10 protein-coding genes are annotated in these 15,723 nt (G+C 40.1%); 6 read left to right on the top strand and 4 right to left on the bottom strand.

What is annotated here, in order from left to right; genetic code table 11:
* Nucleotide 1: 1 nt before the first annotated feature.
* From EHO59_RS09615 to EHO59_RS09605, 3 genes are all read right to left on the bottom strand, one after another.
* Nucleotides 2-2,989 (bottom strand): MHYT domain-containing protein, encoded by a 2,988-nt coding sequence (locus EHO59_RS09615; RefSeq protein WP_135587352.1) that lies wholly within the window; start codon nt 2,987-2,989, stop codon nt 2-4.
* Nucleotides 2,986-5,511, bottom strand: a complete 2,526-nt coding sequence (locus tag EHO59_RS09610; RefSeq protein ID WP_135587350.1) for a histidine kinase N-terminal 7TM domain-containing protein — start codon at nt 5,509-5,511, stop codon at nt 2,986-2,988. The genes EHO59_RS09615 and EHO59_RS09610 overlap by 4 nt, the downstream gene beginning before the upstream one ends.
* Before the next feature lie 61 nt (nt 5,512-5,572).
* Nucleotides 5,573-8,038 (bottom strand): hybrid sensor histidine kinase/response regulator, encoded by a 2,466-nt coding sequence (locus EHO59_RS09605; RefSeq protein WP_135587348.1) that lies wholly within the window; start codon nt 8,036-8,038, stop codon nt 5,573-5,575.
* Between the two features lie 528 nt (nt 8,039-8,566).
* Here EHO59_RS09605 and EHO59_RS09600 point away from each other — a divergent pair.
* From EHO59_RS09600 to EHO59_RS09590, 3 genes are all read left to right on the top strand, one after another.
* Nucleotides 8,567-9,760: a tyrosine-type recombinase/integrase gene (locus EHO59_RS09600; RefSeq protein ID WP_246052809.1), complete on the top strand. Its 1,194-nt coding sequence runs from the start codon at nt 8,567-8,569 to the stop codon at nt 9,758-9,760.
* Between the two features lie 146 nt (nt 9,761-9,906).
* A complete protein-coding gene (locus EHO59_RS09595) occupies nt 9,907-10,824 on the top strand; it encodes a HamA C-terminal domain-containing protein (RefSeq protein ID WP_135587345.1) in 918 nt (305 codons plus the stop codon).
* Nucleotides 10,821-13,370: a DEAD/DEAH box helicase gene (locus EHO59_RS09590; protein WP_135587343.1), complete on the top strand. Its 2,550-nt coding sequence runs from the start codon at nt 10,821-10,823 to the stop codon at nt 13,368-13,370. Before EHO59_RS09595 ends, EHO59_RS09590 begins: the two co-directional genes overlap by 4 nt.
* Nucleotides 13,371-13,468: 98 nt before the next feature.
* Here EHO59_RS09590 and EHO59_RS09585 read toward each other — a convergent pair whose 3' ends face one another.
* Nucleotides 13,469-13,816 carry a helix-turn-helix transcriptional regulator gene (locus EHO59_RS09585; protein ID WP_135587341.1) on the bottom strand — a complete coding sequence of 116 codons (348 nt, stop codon included), beginning with the start codon at nt 13,814-13,816 and terminating at the stop codon, nt 13,469-13,471.
* A 93-nt stretch (nt 13,817-13,909) separates the two neighbouring features.
* Here EHO59_RS09585 and EHO59_RS09580 point away from each other — a divergent pair, with 93 nt between their 5' ends.
* From EHO59_RS09580 to EHO59_RS18385, 3 genes are all read left to right on the top strand, one after another.
* The gene (locus EHO59_RS09580; protein WP_135587339.1) at nt 13,910-14,128 is read left to right on the top strand and encodes a helix-turn-helix domain-containing protein; all 219 of its coding nucleotides are present in this window, start codon (nt 13,910-13,912) and stop codon (nt 14,126-14,128) included.
* Nucleotides 14,129-14,888: 760 nt separating this feature from the next.
* Nucleotides 14,889-15,272, top strand: a complete 384-nt coding sequence (locus EHO59_RS09575; RefSeq protein ID WP_135587337.1) for a hypothetical protein — start codon at nt 14,889-14,891, stop codon at nt 15,270-15,272.
* A gap of 275 nt (nt 15,273-15,547) precedes the next feature.
* Nucleotides 15,548-15,723, top strand: a 176-nt coding sequence (locus EHO59_RS18385) for an AbiTii domain-containing protein (protein WP_425460227.1), incomplete at its 3' end; no start/stop codon positions are given.

The raw sequence follows: 15,723 nt of genomic DNA, 5'->3' as shown, positions 1-15,723 counted from the left end.
ATTAATTTTCCTTTTCCTCGAGTCCTAGATTGTTTGCAATTCCGATTAAGATCGAGATTGCCTCTTCAAATTCAAATTGTTCGATCTTTGTTCTGAGTTTTTTTAGCTCTTGAGCGTCGGCTTTAGACTTTGCCATACTTAGAAACTCTTCTAAATGCTCGTCTTCGATGGATCCTCTTCTAAAGGAATCGGAAAGTGACTCATATAGTTCATTCGCTCTTTGCGGATTCCATTCGGAACCGGAAACGTCTTCTACTTCGATCTCTATCTTTTTATCATTAGAAGAATAACCTAAGACTCTAGCGATTTCGAAAGTCATTTGATTTAACTCTACAGGTTTCGCGACAAACCCGTCCATACCGGCTTCCATTGCGGAGTTTTTATCCTCTTCAAATACGCTAGCAGTAAGTGCAAGAATAGGAGTTCTCGGAGTATTTTCCTGAGCCTCGTGCATTCGAATGACTCGGGTGGCCTGTCTACCGTCCAAGCCTGGCATTTGCACGTCCATGAGTACCAGATCGAAGTTCTCTGCCTCTACTTTTTTTACGGCGTCTTCTCCGTTATGCGCTACTGTGACAGAATGCCCTTGGTTTTTCAGTAAAAGCTCTACTAGCTCTGTATTTTTTTCTATATCATCGACTACCAGTATTTTAAGGGAAGGAAGACTCAACAGATTGTGGGCATGGATCTCCTGTCTAGGTTTTCCTTCTTCTAATGGAAGGAGCACATGAAATATACTTCCTTTTCCTAATATACTTTCGGCCCAGATCCGACCACCCATCAATTCGGTTAACTGTTTGCAGATCGTCGTGCCAAGACCTGTACCCCCATAACGTCTGGTGGTAGAAACATCCGCCTGAGTAAATGGCTCGAAGATCTTTTCTAATCGATCTGCGCGTATCCCTATTCCGGTATCCTGGACAGCGAAATGCAAGGACTCATTTTCTTTCGCCACTCGTAAGGTCACCTTTCCATGTTCGGTGAATTTTACTGCATTGCCGATCAGATTCAATAAGATCTGTCTGATTCGGAGAGAATCTCCTACGTAATATTCGGATAGGAGAGGGTCTTGTATTACTTCGAATTCTAGATTCTTCTTTCGTGCACTTATTCCAAGTGTGGATTTTAAATCTGCGATCACTTTGGATAGGGAGAAGTCTATACTCTCCAACTCGACCGCACCTTTCTCTAATTTAGCGGTATTCAGGATATCATTCAAAAGTCTTAATAAAGATTTTGCGGAGCTCTTGACTGTCTCCAAATGAGTTCTATGTTCCTTCTCCAAATTCTCAGAAAGAAGAACTTCGGTGAAACCTAGAATAGAATTCATAGGAGTGCGGATCTCATGGCTCATGTTTGCCAAGAAAGAAGTCTTGGTAATTGCGGCTAGCTCTGCTTTTTCTTTTGCTGTCCTAAGTGCTTCTTCAATATTTCTGCGTTCTGTAATGTCGAGAATGACTCCGTCTATAAAGAGTACTTCTCCATTTCCTCCGTAGACTCCGCATCCATTTCCCCAGAGCCATCTGGTATCGCCGTTCTTATCGGTGATCCTATACTCTAGAGTAAAGGCTCTCTTCTCAAATATGGCTGAATCGATTTCTTCTTCTATTCTCTGCAAGTCTTCCAAATGAACGAGCTCTTTGAAGGATCGTGCCGGCTCTGTGCGAACAAAATCGGATGCAGGATATCCTGTGATCGATTCGGAAGCATCGCTCATGAATAGAATCTTCCAATCTCTACCAGGAAGACAACGATACGTGATGCCTGGAATATTTTCGATCAGGGATCGAACCTGTTGCTCGCTTTGTTTGAGAGCAGATTCGATCATCTTTCTTTCACTGATATCTGTTACGAATCCTACGAAGAGATCTTCCCCAGATAATCTTGCGTGGCCGATTGCAAGACGGATGGGGAAGTCGGATCCATCCTTTCTCAGGCCGATCACTTCTTTACTTGTGCCGACGATCTTTGCAAATCCTGCACTAAGAGAGTACTTAGGTTCTGTTCCTTTGGAGGAATAGTATGGATCTGGCATCAATTCCCTAATATTCTTTCCGATCACTTCTGATCTTTTATAACCGAAGATCAGCTCCGCAGAAGGATTGAAGTCATTGATCCTTCCTTGGTAATCTATGATCATAATCCCATCTACCGCAGTGGTGATGATGGTCCTTAATCTAGATTCGCTGGCTCTTAGATTTTGAACTAAGACTCTATATCTTAAAAACCAGTTCACTGCAAAGGCGAATAACGTGAACAAGATCGTAGTAGAAGAGATTGCAAGTGCGAGAAAGGTAGGGTCGTTGAACGCAGTGTTCAGATCCGTTTCCGGAGTGCCTATGAATCTGGCGGAAACCATTCCTGTGTAGTGCATTCCTGAAATAGCAAGGCCCATGGTGCAGGCAGCGATCAGAGTAAGTTTTTGAGAGCTCAGTCTTAATCCTGCTAGGCCAAATCTTACCCAAAGAGATGCGATTGCTAAAATGACTGCGACCACGATGGACAGGGAAAAGAACCAAGGATCGTATCGTAAGACTGCTGCCATTTGCATGGCTGCCATTCCGGTATAGTGCATGGTCCCGATCCCGGAGCCTACTAAGACTCCGCCTAACACTAATTCGGTGATAGATATCTTGGGACGATTTACGAAAGAGAGTGCTACCACAGAGGCAAGCAAGCTCGGAAACATGGAAACAATAGTGAGAGTCTTATCGTATTTTACGGTAGTGCAAAGAGAGAAGGAAAGCATTCCCACAAAATGCATTGCCCATACCCCGCAACCCAATGCAAGGCTTCCTGCAGCTAGAACCAAATACTTGGTCAAAGGAGGAGAATGTTCGGGAACAGTTTGTCCTACAATTTGCAAGGCGATATAAGAGGCAAATATCGCAATGAGTACGGAAAGAACTACAAGCCAAGGATTGTATGTTTCTACTAAAAGAGGTGAGCCTGGATCGAATGTAAAAAGACTACGCAAAGAAAGGATCATTCGGATTTAACCTCGAAAGGCAACCCCACATAAAAGACTGTGTTTCCAGGAGAAGATTCGAACCAGATCCTGCCCTGGTGTTTTTCAACGATACGTTTCGCGATATCCAGACCGAGTCCGGATCCTTCTCCCAATGGTTTGGTAGTAAAGAATGCTTCGAATACTTGGTCGGCTACATTCGGAGGAATCCCTGGCCCGTTGTCTCGGATCGAAACAAGAACTTCCTTTTCTTGCAGAGAAGCTTCGATATTCAGATTTCCCTTATAGTTCATTGCTTGGACGGAATTCATGATCAGATTGGTCCAGAGATGCATAAGGTCGTCTGGAAATCCCAAAAAGTCTTGAACCGAATCCAGGCTCGTCGAAACTTCCACCCCGTGTTTGAATAAATTTTGGTATAAGGTCAGGACTGTATCAATATTCTCCTTGAGGGAGAATTTCCTTTTTTTATGAGACGATTCGAAATGCGCAAAACTACGAAGAGCGTATACGATCTTAGAAGAACGCTCGACGGCAGTCTTAATCGTGTCCACACATTGTTCCGGTCCTAATAGATCCAGAAAGAAGGGAAGAAGGCTTCGAGAATTCGAATTTTTTAATATAGGAAGGAACTCCTTCCACCCGGAAGAAATTCCGTAGTCTACGAAAAACTCTGCGGTCTCGTCGGAAAATAAGATCTCTTCGGATTTCATCTCTTCTTTCAGAGAAGAGAGGATCCTTCTTCTTTCCAATCCGATCAAAATCTCCTTGGAGGAGACTCCCTTTTCGATCAGTTTCTCGAATAGATCCCATTCTTGGTCGGACAATAAGGATAAGCGGGAAAGGGAAGTTCGCAGATCTGTCTTTACCCTTTGCAGATAAGAAAGAATATTATACCCGGCGGCTTGGATAGCTCCGATGGGATTATTGATCTCATGAGCGATTCCTGCGGCGAGTTGGCCTAGGTCGGCGAGCTTAGAAGCTTGGATCAATTTTGCTTGGGTTCGCTTTACGCTTTGGATTGCTTGTTCGAGATCTGCCTTTTGCGTTTCGATGATCGCATTCTTTGCTAAGATCTCTTCATTCGCTCTTTTTAATGTATCAATGCGTATCTCGGCTTCTTCCAAACCTGTAGTGTCTGTGCCGGTAGAAATTACATATTGAAGAAGTCCCGCTTTATCCCGTACTTCCTTATGCTCCCAAGCTGTATGACGCGCCTTGCCATCCTTGGTCTGAAGTAGAATACTTGTGCGGGAAGGAAATCTCTTCTTCGCAAAGCGACTCTCGAATACTTTAGCGACTCGAATCTTGTCCTGAGGATGGATTACAGTTTCCCAAAAGACTTTTCCTTCCAGCTCCATTAGGTCAAAGCCTGTGATCTGCAAGCATGCTCTGTTTAGAAGGATGAGTTTTCCTTCTCCGTCCAAGACCAAAAATAAAACACTAGTCGAGTCTAAGATCGTCTGCAAAACGTCTCTTCTTTCGGAGAGCTTTCTCTCTGAAATAGCTCTTTGGGTCACATCTCTCAGAGCGACTATCTTGAAATGTGAGCCTTCTTCTTCCAGAAAACGAATGGAGATATCGTAGTATTTGCCGCCGGTCCTCCATTCTCCGCCTGCTTTTCGACTGAGATAGCATTCATCTAATATGGAAGATAACTCTGGTAGTAACTCCGATAATTTCTTCACTCCTCTCAATCTTGCTGTGCCTAAAAGATTGAGAGCGGCCACATTGCAGTCCAACAGGAACCCTTCTGGATTCAAAACAAACACTGCGTCTTGGATCCATTCGAAGACCTGGTTTCTGGCCATGGGGATCAGATCTAATATTCTAAAATAATAAAGTCCGTACATCCAAATTAGAAGAGCGAAGCTTGCGGCGAGAGGAAAGATGTCTAACTTAGGATGTACGAAAGGAATGAAGCCTCCCGCTGTCATAAGTTGGCTTCCGAATGGAATGGAAAGACCGATCAAAAAGACCAGATTACGTATCCTGTGAAATGCTCTTTGGCTCCAGGCACCGTAAGTCAAGATTAGAATGCAAAGTAAGAAGGTTCCTAGAAAATTCACCACGAATACATTCATCCAAGGACCGTATTCGTAGATCAAAGCGAGCCAAGGAGCGGAAGTATCGAAACGAATAGAAGGGCGGATCCATTCCTTTTTGCCGAACCAGACGACGACTTCAGTGATAATAGGAATGATGGTGAAAAGAGATATGCTGATCGGATGGATGAGTTTTCCTAAATTGGCAACTCTCAAACATAGAAATGGAAGGGAGGCGATTAGAATATCCGAGCCAATGAATTGAAAGTCATCCCAGAAAATGATCTTTTCCGGTTCTGCACTTACGATCTCCCAGAAGTAACCGAAGCTGTAGAGAGTCATTCCGATCGAGACGAAAAGAAACTCAAGAGAACCTGGAGTCTTTCTATTCTTGAACGCGAGTCTAAGTGTGATTAAGGAGAGAAAAAAACTGAATATAGGGAGGATCGCATACGGTGTCCATTTGAACCAAAAGAGAGTCTGGACTTCCGTAGCCATGCGACAATGTTTGAAAGCGACAGCACGCACTCAAGGAAATAAAGAATTCACCGGAGCGCGATCAACTAGCAATGGCTTCCTGCTTGGTCCCTCCGATCGTAAAATAGAATGACGCGCCTTCGCCCAATTTGCCTTCGGCCCAAACTGAACCTTTATATCGAGTGACGATTCGATGAACGATAGCAAGACCGACTCCGGTCCCTTCGAACTCATCTTGTCTATGCAATCTTTGGAATACACCAAAAAGTCTATTATAGTATTTCATATCGAAGCCGGCTCCGTTATCTTTCACGAAGAAGGTTCTACCTTTCTCGGTTTGAGCGACTCCGATTTCGACTCTTGGATTTTCTTTCTTAGAAGAGTATTTCACTGCATTGGAGATAAGATTTTGGAAAACATAAGACATCAGATCCTTGTCAGAAGTCACTTTCGCTAACGGATGGATGATGATCTCCGTCTTCTTTTGCATTTGATCTCGGATCTGGTTTGCAACGGATTCGGCTACTTCTGTCAGATCGAAAGTAGAATCTTTGAGTTCCTTTCTTCCCACCCGAGAGAATTCTAAAAGATTATCGATTAGATTCTCCATTCTCTTGGTGGAATCGATAAGAACATTCAAGAAACGGATCCCGTCTTTATCCATTACGGAACTATAATCTTCGATCAGCATCTCGGTATAGCCTTGAATGGCTCGAAGAGGAGCTCTCAGGTCATGAGAGACTGAATAGGAGAAGGCCTCTAGTTCAGCATTCGCAAATTCTAATTGGAAGTTCTTCTGTTCGATAGACTCCATAGTTTTTTTGCGATCTTCTGCCATGGAAAGTAATGACTTCACGCGAGTGATCAATTCTTCCGGATGGAAAGGTTTGAATAGATACTCATCTGCCTTAGCTTCCCAACCTTTTAACATTGCTTCTCTATGAGTAAGAGCAGTCAGAAGAATTACGATCGTCTTAGAAGCTACAGGATCCGACTTGATTGCCTTGCAGAGTTCGATCCCATCCATTTCCGGCATCATCACATCTGAAAGAACTAGATCCGGTTCCCAGGAATGAATATGCTTCATTCCTTCCTTACCATCCTTAGCAAGTTTCACTCGGGAGAAAGGACTCAAGAGAGAAGAAATAAAGCGAGCCAAGTCTTCATTGTCTTCGCAGACAAGTACTTTAGGAAGCTCGGATTCTTCTGAAATAGCTTCTTCTTGGTTCGACTCGGAAGAATAAAATCTAGGGGAATAAGAGACCAATTTACTTCCGGCTAAATCCTTGTCGTTCGAAGAAGACTCTAACATTTCTGCCGGAACTTCGATAGTGAATGTGCTACCAACTCCTACCTTACTCTCAACGGAAACTTGGCCACCTAAGAGCTCTGAGAATTCCTTCACCATTGCGAGACCGAGTCCGGTTCCACCATATTTCCTGGTAGAAGAACCTTCTACTTGCTGGAACTTTTGGAATAATTTGCCGAGATCAGTCTCTGCGATCCCGATGCCTGAATCTTTCACGCTTAATTTCAAGACACCTTTTTGCCAAGAAAGATGGACGGAGATATTTCCTTCCTTAGGAGTGAATTTCAAAGCGTTGGAAAGTAAATTGAACAAGATCCTTTCGAAAAGATAACGATCCATAGAGATAGAAGGATTAGACGCGATCAGGTCGGACTCAATATGAATCTGCCTCTCCGAGGCGACCGGTTCGAAATCTCTTAGAATCGTGCGGACAAGATTGCAGACAGGAACGGATTCCTTTTCGACCTTCATCTTGCCAGCTTCAAATTTAGAAAAATCTAATAAACTATTTACTAATTGAAGAAGCCGGATCGAATTATTATGCACGATATGGAGTTTTTTCGTTTGCTCCGGGCCGAGGCTAGAACTCTTTTCCAAAAGAAGAAGAGACTCTAAAGGAGCCAGGATCAAAGTGAGTGGAGTCCTCAGTTCATGGGAGACGTTTGCAAAGAATTCATTCTTGATCCTTTCAGCCTCACGGAGCTTCTTATTGCTTTCCTGCAATTCGAGAGAGCGACTAATAATCTCGGATTCCATCTGATTCGTGCGGGATTGCAATTCTTCAGTGATCTTGCTGAGCTCGGTGCCCTTCTGCTTAAGCTGAACGAACTCGGTCACATCTTCTACCTTATGGATGATATAAGAGACCTCGCCATTTGTATCGAGTAGGGGGGAATTGATCGGGCTCCAATATTTCTCACGATAACCGCCACCTTCCGACTCGGGAAGTTGTATGGAGTATTTTTGGACTGCCATGGTGTCCGAGTCCTTCTTTTCCAAGACGCGCAAGAGGGAAGTGCGAAGGTTCGCGACGCCGGTGGCCTCAGGATCGTTTGGATCGTCGGTAAAAGCCTCAAAGATGCCCTTGCCTAAAAGATCCTCCCGCTTGGTAAGAGTCGCCTTAAGGTAGGCATCTGTAACGGCTAAGATCTTGAGTTCAGACGAGAGAATGAGATAGAGTCCGGGGGAGGATTCGAAAAGAAGACGAAAATCAGGCTTTGGAGAAGAGGATTGGTCCATTCTACACCGGAACAAAGAACGAAACTGAAGAAATTCTAAAACGCATAAAGAATTTCGAAGAACAAAGCTATCTGGTTTCGGAAAATAATTCAATCAGATTCTGAGCAAAAAAAGGAATAGAAACGGCTCAGAAAGGAATAAAAGAGTAAGCAAAAGGATGTATTTCTTAGGTGGGGAAGGATCCAGCTCACCAAAATCAACCGGCAAAGGAAGCCCACTCCGAATATTCTTGTGCCAGTTGAAAAATAATTTCCAAAAAATACAAAACTTCCCCGCTCCCAAAAGAAAAACAGATCACGTTTTCATTATATAGAAGTTTTCTGCATGAACTTTCCCCAAATACGAGCCAGATAGTAGGAAGACTCAACTTTTTCGCGCTGCAAAAAACCAAATAACTTTCCATTTTCGTAATCTTTAAATAATTAATTAAGAATCTTTCTCAACGAAAGCGTTATCTGCTCCTTAAAGAATATGTTCTATGAAAAGAAGAGATGCGTAACGTACATTCTCCTCTTTCGAAAGCCAAAAATGTCAAATTCTCTCCATAAAAGTCAAATCCGCTTGACGTATTTTTCTAATATACGATTTTTTTCGCGCCCCATGGGACTCAAGGGGCGAAGCTACGTACGGGGATGGGGAATATATACTATACAAATTATTAGTATTTTTAAATCTCTCTCCATGGCTGCAAATATTGAGATTCGCAAAATTTGGGAGAATGGTTATTCATTTGCGACTGTCCAATGTTCCGATCATCCAGCTCTCTTCCGAGAGTTGAGTCGTAAGCCAAGAGCGGAATGGAACTCCACATTAAGATATTGGAAACTCCCTTTTTCGGAGCAATTTCTATCGGAACTTGTATCAACATACCGGGAGAAGATTAATGCGGAAGTGGATATTCTATTGCTTCCACTGAAGACGGAGCTTTTGCGTAGAAATTATAGTCGAAAGACACAAAAAGCATATCTCCTCTATAACCGTGCGTTTTTGCGTTCCGTAAATTTAAATCCATATCGAGTCGTCGAGGCGGACCTGCGGAAGTATTTAGATAATATCCTTTATGAAAAGAAACTTAAGGCCATTTCAATCCGAGGTTTAATATACTCTCTTAAGTTTTATTATAATAATGTAATTCAAATTCGCGCGTTAAGTTCCTATTCCTTGCCGAAGCGGGAAAAAACAATTCCAGAATCTTTGTCTAGATCGGAAGTTGAAAAAATTATAAACGGTTTAGCCAATCCTAAACATCGTCTCCTTTTAAAACTTTGCTATGGTGCGGGGTTGAGAGTAAGTGAATTGACGAGGCTTAGAGGTACAGATCTAGATTGGGAGAGAAAGAGTCTTCGAATTCGTCAAGGTAAGGGCAAAAAAGATCGATTTTCTTTATTGCCGCTTTCGTGTAAGAAAGAACTTTTAGACGTTATCAACCGACAAGGTGCAAATACTTGGATTTTTCAGGGAATGGTTCCAGGTAGAAGTTTAAGTATTAGATCGGCAGAAAAGATCTTTTCGAATGCAAAAGATCGAGCGAACATTAAAAAGGATGTTTCCATTCATGATCTTCGACATGCTTTCGCAATTCATCTTTTGGAATCAGGAACGTCCATCAAAGTCATCCAGAAACTATTAGGACATGCTTCTGTGAAAACGACTGAGATCTATGCCCGTATCACTGATCCTATGCTTACACAAATAAAAAGTCCCCTCGATGCCGATTTTTGATTTTACGCACCTTCGCCTTTTCGGCTCTTATGGCTCTCGTTACGCAATTACGGAGAGTTGCAGTTATCTGCCATGCCGCGCCCCTCATTATAGTGCCTGCCGTCCGTGGCAGGCTTTTATTTAATAACTTAGTAAACAAAATTTAGATGGCAAAAAAGAAGAATACTACAATCAAAATCGAAGATTTATTAACTCATACTGAATCATTATTTCGACATGTGCATATGGTTTCTCAAGATTTAGGATTGGTTCCTAAAAAAGAACATACAGCGGCCGCAATCGCATATACTGATATTCGTCCACGTGTTGATCAATTTTTGAGAGAATTAAAAGGAACAGTTACTTCCTGGGTTTACAGTAAAGCTACTTCTAAAAAGCTATTAGAAGATAAACTTAACGAAACCAATGACATGGGGAATGCCGCCGAGTTTTTAACAAGACTAGCTCATAGCAAATTCAGAAAAGGCCACCCGCAAGGTCAATTTGGAGAATTATTATTATTCAACTTCTTACAACACCTATTTCAGGCAGTCCCCATACTTCGCAAAATGCCAGTCACTACTTCTCCAGGCCATGAAAGATTTGGAGCAGATGCGTTGCATTATAAGAATGAAGGAAGTTCTCACAAAATCATTTTAGGTGAATCTAAATGTTATGAAAGCAAATACAAATTTAAAACAGCTTTTGAAAAGTCATTAGTTAGCATAATAGATTCATTTAATAATCTAGACAATGAGCTTCATCAATTTGTTTGTGATGAATTTATTGAAGAACCATTACTTACTATAGCTAAAAATTATAAAGACAATAAGCTTGCAAATGTACAATACGAACTTACATCCATAATTATTTATAATGAAACATCAGAGTTGGGTCATTTAAAAAATGAGACACAAATACATAACGAAATTGTCCGAATTATTAAAGAGAAATGTGGAGGAATAGAAGATAAAACCTATAAGATTGCAAGTGCAAACGTTCTGGATAGGATAAATTATATTATTTTTCCCGTATGGAAGCTAGACGAACTATTGAATAAATTTGATTCTTCTTTAGGTATATGAAATTGAAAGAAGAGGAATTAAGCAAATTGCTGGCCAAGGTGCTCACATTCGAGCATGTACAAGTTGCTAGGCGTTTAAATTATATAGAAGGAGTTCAGGAAAGTTTCCCCGAAGATCTTCTAAAAGAGGCATTAATCGCACTAGATGTTATAACAAGAAATCCTAGTGATAACGAAAGGAAGATCGCCATTACAATCTGTGCAGTGATTTGGCAATATAAGTCAGATGATTGGAATGGGTTAAAAGACCATTTTTTATTAATTCTTACAAGAATTGGTCAGGCCCCTGCCACAATGATGATTGATGAAGGATATGAGGAAAGATCTCAAACTTTTTCTCCAATGGATAGTTATATCAGTCAAGTTGCCGTAGCTTTAAAGCAGAGTTCCTTTGAGGTTCGAATTGATGATTCAACTTTTTTATTAACTCAATTTCAAAAAAATATTTGGAATAAGTTGGATGAAAGCAAGTTATTAGGAATTTCTGCCCCAACAAGCGCAGGGAAATCTTTTATTTTAGCCTTAAAGGCAATTAGCCTTTTGAAAGAAAGAGACGGATCGATAATTTATGTGGTGCCAACATTAAGTTTGGTTAGCCAGGTATCTTTAGATTTTCGTAAGCTTTTAAATCAATTTAATATGAAAGATTACAGAATTCAAAATACATATCTCGGCGATTCTGAGTCAGACAAATTAATCTATGTATTTACTCAGGAAAAGGCAATTGGCGCATTCTCACGAGATTCAAATCCCTTTAAAAATGTTAGAATGTTAATAGTTGATGAAATTCAAAATGTCGAAAGAATTGAATCAGAGGATGATTCGCGCTCGAAGATTCTTTATGACCTTCTTCAAGAATTTAGAAATACTAGTTCTCTTGATCATATTGTTATTTCGGGACCAAGGATAGATAATATTGATTTAGTAGGGTCAAATTTATTTGGCAGAAAGTCTGCAAAAGAAAATACAAGGAACTCACCTGTAGCAAATTTCACTTATGCCATCAAAACTCACAGGAAAAAGTATTATTTAAATATGTATAGTGAGCTTCTCGGAAATCCTTTAAGTCTTCCGATATTAAAAAATAAGGAAGTTATTGGAAATTCTGGAGGTTCAAAATATACGGAAGCTATTTATAATTACATTTTTCATACTATTAGTGGCTTAGGAAAAAACAGTATAAATATTATTTTTTCACCCACAACAAAACAAGCGAGAAAAACAGCTTTAGACTTAAGTCACCGTTTTGAAGAAAGCAATGGAAATAATGAAAAAATTTCTGAATTAATTGATTATATTAGCGAAACCGTTCATCCTGAATATGATTTGTGCAAAGTTCTAAAAAATAAAGTTGCTTATCATCATGCTAAACTACCAAGCCACGTTCGAAATGTTTTAGAAAAAGCAATATCTATGAAACTAATCAATAATATAGTTTGCACAACAACATTGATGCAAGGCGTTAATTTGCCAGCACAGAATATTATCATTCGCAATCCTAATTTATTTGTAATGAGAAATAGAGAAGTTAACCCGCAATTAACTCCTTATGAAATTGCTAATTTACGAGGGCGAGCTGGGCGCCTTCTAAAAGACTTCATTGGGAGAACTTTTGTCTTAGATGAAAATGCTTTTTCCGTTTCCGAAGAAGCTGAAGATCAACAGCTTTTCGAAGATGCTTATAAAGAAATCAATTTAGGATATGGCGATGCCTATCAAGGAAATAAGGGTTTAATAGACGATCAGCTTTCACAGGAATATGATGATCAATCCATTGCAGAAGATAACCATTTTTTAGTAACTTATATAAGACAGTCAATCTTGAAGTATGGAAATATAAAAGCTCAGAATAAACTTAAATCTGTTGGTATTTCAATTAATGAGCGTTTAATAAAGAAAATCTCGTCAGAATTGAGAAAATTAGAGGTTTCAGAAGAAACTTGCTTTATGAATCGATATTGGGATCCATTTGATCTGGATCGCTTGTACAAAACTCGCAATGATTATACAATTCCAATTTCAAGATTCGAAACAAATATCAGCGGAAAATTGAAGAATATTCTAGTAAAACTAAAGTCCGATTTTGAACCATATTTTCGACGTTATTTAAAACTTAGAGAGGTTCCAGGAAAAGATATAATATATTCTTTTTGTATTAATGCAGAAAATTGGCTTAAGGAAACTAAACTTCAACAAATACTTGCTTCCGATTATCATTCTGATTCTGAGTTAATTGAGAATACAATTGGTACTCTTCAAAAAGATGTAACTTACGGGTTACCAATGTTATTAAAGCCATTGTACGACATTTTAGCACCAGAAGAACCTTTTTTGAGATTTATTGAGACAGGTGCCTATAATCCGGTTACAAGAAAATTAATTGAATATAATATTGCTCGAGAAACCGCTATTTCTTTAACAGAATATTTTTCTAATCCTGTGAAACGTTTAGAAACTCCGACCTTCGAAGAAATACGGGCAGAAGTTAATCGAGTATATAAACGTCTTGATTATTGGACTAAGATCCAATTGGAGATACTTCTTTAAAAAAAATGAAAAGCTCATTCTTATTTGATTGAACCGTCCACCCGAACGCTATGCGATCGGGACGCCAAATCTTCATTAAACTGCTCCGATTGCCCTCGTTAAAACTGCTTCGCAGATTTTACTCGGGCTTTCTTCGGTGATTTGATGACTTCATTTGTAGTAAATACAGAATAAAAGAAAAAAGGAGATTTCTTATAAATCTTCATAAACTTTAAAAATTCATCCATATACAACCTACACTTACCTGATTCTATCTTCGAAACTTGACTTCTGCTCCTTTTAATCATTTTACCTACTTGTGCCTGAGTAAGATTAGCTTCTATTCTAGCCACTTTAAGTTGATGATAAAAAGCTTTCTTCTCTTCCTCGGAGATTCTCCTTATGATCTCTGATTTAGGCCATTTTCGGACAATACCTTGAGACTTGTTTTTAGATTTTCCCGTCATACAGGTGCCTTTTTGAATAGAAATTTGTAAAGATTACGTATCCCACGGTATACCGCGTTCACATTTTGTCAATCATGCCGCAACATACCGTGTGTGAATTTCGAAGAATTTTTAGTAAAAGTTGGGAAGAATATTCAGAAAGCTCGGAAGGAAAAGGGGCTTACTCAGGAAAATATGGATGAAGGCGATTACGCTGTTCCCGTAAGAACTTTGCAAGATATTGAAGCGGGTAGGGCTAATTTCACTGCTAACTCAATTTTCAAGCTTTCGAAACGATTAAAAGTCAAACCAAGAGATTTATTGGATATATGAGAAACCTAATCGTTAAATCTTAAATAGCAATTTTATTGGCGTTCCCTAACCAGCTACGCCTTCCGTGGCTTCGCTCGGTTAGACATCGGGGCGCGGCACAGCAGATAACTTCGGCTTATCGCTACGCTTCGGGGTTCACTTCGTTCTCCCTCGCTCGGGCTTCGCCACATTGATCTCCGTCACGCTTTTATGCAGCAGCAAAAAGCGCGCCGACGGTAACGCCTCTGCGAGGCTCACCTACGACCAACGTCGATAAGCCTTGGGTCGTTAGGCTACATGACTACCAAATGCTTTGCTATTTTTAAGTGTTTGAAACTTGGAAGATTTCGAAGATCTTCCTTATTACTTATACGAAAGCTTCTGTGTTAGCATCCGCTTCATCGCGCTTTTGTATTTTCTGAACTTCTAATGCATGTAGCAACATTCATTTGATAAAAGGAAACTCATTCCGAAGAAGTTATAAAGTCGCGCAATTTGAAGCGGATGGGAATTTTTAGAAAGAGTTGGATTAGATTGTATTGAATTTGACTGATTAATTTGGTTTGGTTCAATCTTGTTGTGTCCGGGTAGTCACGCCGCCTAACTTTCGACTTGTCGCTTCGCATCGAGATCGCTTCGCGACTCTCGCTTGGGCTTCGCCACATTGGCTCAGTCATTCGAATTGCAGAGCAATTCTCATGCCTGTCCTCACATTGTTCGGCACGCCAACGTCGCCAAGCCTCGGTCGTTATGCGCAATATTCGCTTGGAATTTTCTTTATATGAAAAAGGTAGCCTACTCAATTGGAAGTAATCAAAACTTCATAAAGAATGCAAAAGTTTATTTTGGACAATTTCTGAAAGATAGGGGTTATGAAGAAAAGCAGGTCGGCAAAGACTTATTGCTATATACGACCAAGTTGAGAAGAATAGAAATTTCAAATCGCACAATGCCAACGGATTATGGATTTTCAGTCATTATTTACAATTTGAAGAACGAAGATCATCTAATTCTTGTACATGTGCCATGGAATCGGCAAGATGATTCCTTTGTCTTTTTGCGAGAGTCTTTTTATGAAATAATATCTAATCCAAAAGTAGTTCAAACTATCTTAGGCACAAAATGGTTTAAAGGCCTTAAAGGATATCGGTTAAACGAATCATAGAAAGTAATCTTCCTAGCTGAATGACGAAGTAATGGATTTTTCTTTTCCAAAAATGAAATGAACATTACATAGCAAATGCGAATACTGCGCCTAACTAAAAAATTGTCGCTGCGCTTCGGGATCGCTTTGCGACCCTTGCTTGGGCTTCGCCAAATTCCGCTTTGTCACTCGTCTTGCAAAGTAAGCCTCGCGCCAAGTCCTTCGGACTCGCGGAACTTCGACAATTACTGGTCGTTATGCGAAATTGCAAAAATATTTCATAAGAGATCAATAAAGTGGAAAAACCAATTGTTATTCAATTACAATCAGAAGCAACAGACACAAATATATCAATAACAGATTTACTCAGAAAAGCTCAAATAGTAGCTTCTAAGTTATCCATTGAAGAATTCAGAAAATGGATAACAAATGAAATGTATGGCTACAAAAATGAAAAGGTTCCTGAATATAG

The sequence above is a fragment of the Leptospira semungkisensis genome (assembly GCF_004770055.1).
GTDB classification, from domain to species: domain Bacteria; phylum Spirochaetota; class Leptospiria; order Leptospirales; family Leptospiraceae; genus Leptospira_B; species Leptospira_B semungkisensis.
The sequence above is the reverse complement of the archived record's forward strand: the minus strand, read 5'-3'. Positions and strand labels throughout refer to the sequence as shown.

Bases quoted from the DNA above. Each gene is read 5' to 3' on its own strand.
- EHO59_RS09615 (WP_135587352.1), bottom strand. From the start codon at position 2,989: ATGATCCTTTCTTTGCGTAGTCTTTTTACATTCGATCCAGGCTCACCT.
- EHO59_RS09605 (WP_135587348.1), bottom strand. From the start codon at position 8,038: ATGGACCAATCCTCTTCTCCAAAGCCTGATTTTCGTCTTCTTTTCGAA.
- EHO59_RS09590 (WP_135587343.1), top strand. From the start codon at position 10,821: ATGAAATTGAAAGAAGAGGAATTAAGCAAATTGCTGGCCAAGGTGCTC.
- EHO59_RS09610 (WP_135587350.1), bottom strand. From the start codon at position 5,511: ATGGCTACGGAAGTCCAGACTCTCTTTTGGTTCAAATGGACACCGTAT.
- EHO59_RS09575 (WP_135587337.1), top strand. From the start codon at position 14,889: ATGAAAAAGGTAGCCTACTCAATTGGAAGTAATCAAAACTTCATAAAG.
- EHO59_RS09600 (WP_246052809.1), top strand. From the start codon at position 8,567: ATGTCAAATTCTCTCCATAAAAGTCAAATCCGCTTGACGTATTTTTCT.
- EHO59_RS09585 (WP_135587341.1), bottom strand. From the start codon at position 13,816: ATGACGGGAAAATCTAAAAACAAGTCTCAAGGTATTGTCCGAAAATGG.
- EHO59_RS09595 (WP_135587345.1), top strand. From the start codon at position 9,907: ATGGCAAAAAAGAAGAATACTACAATCAAAATCGAAGATTTATTAACT.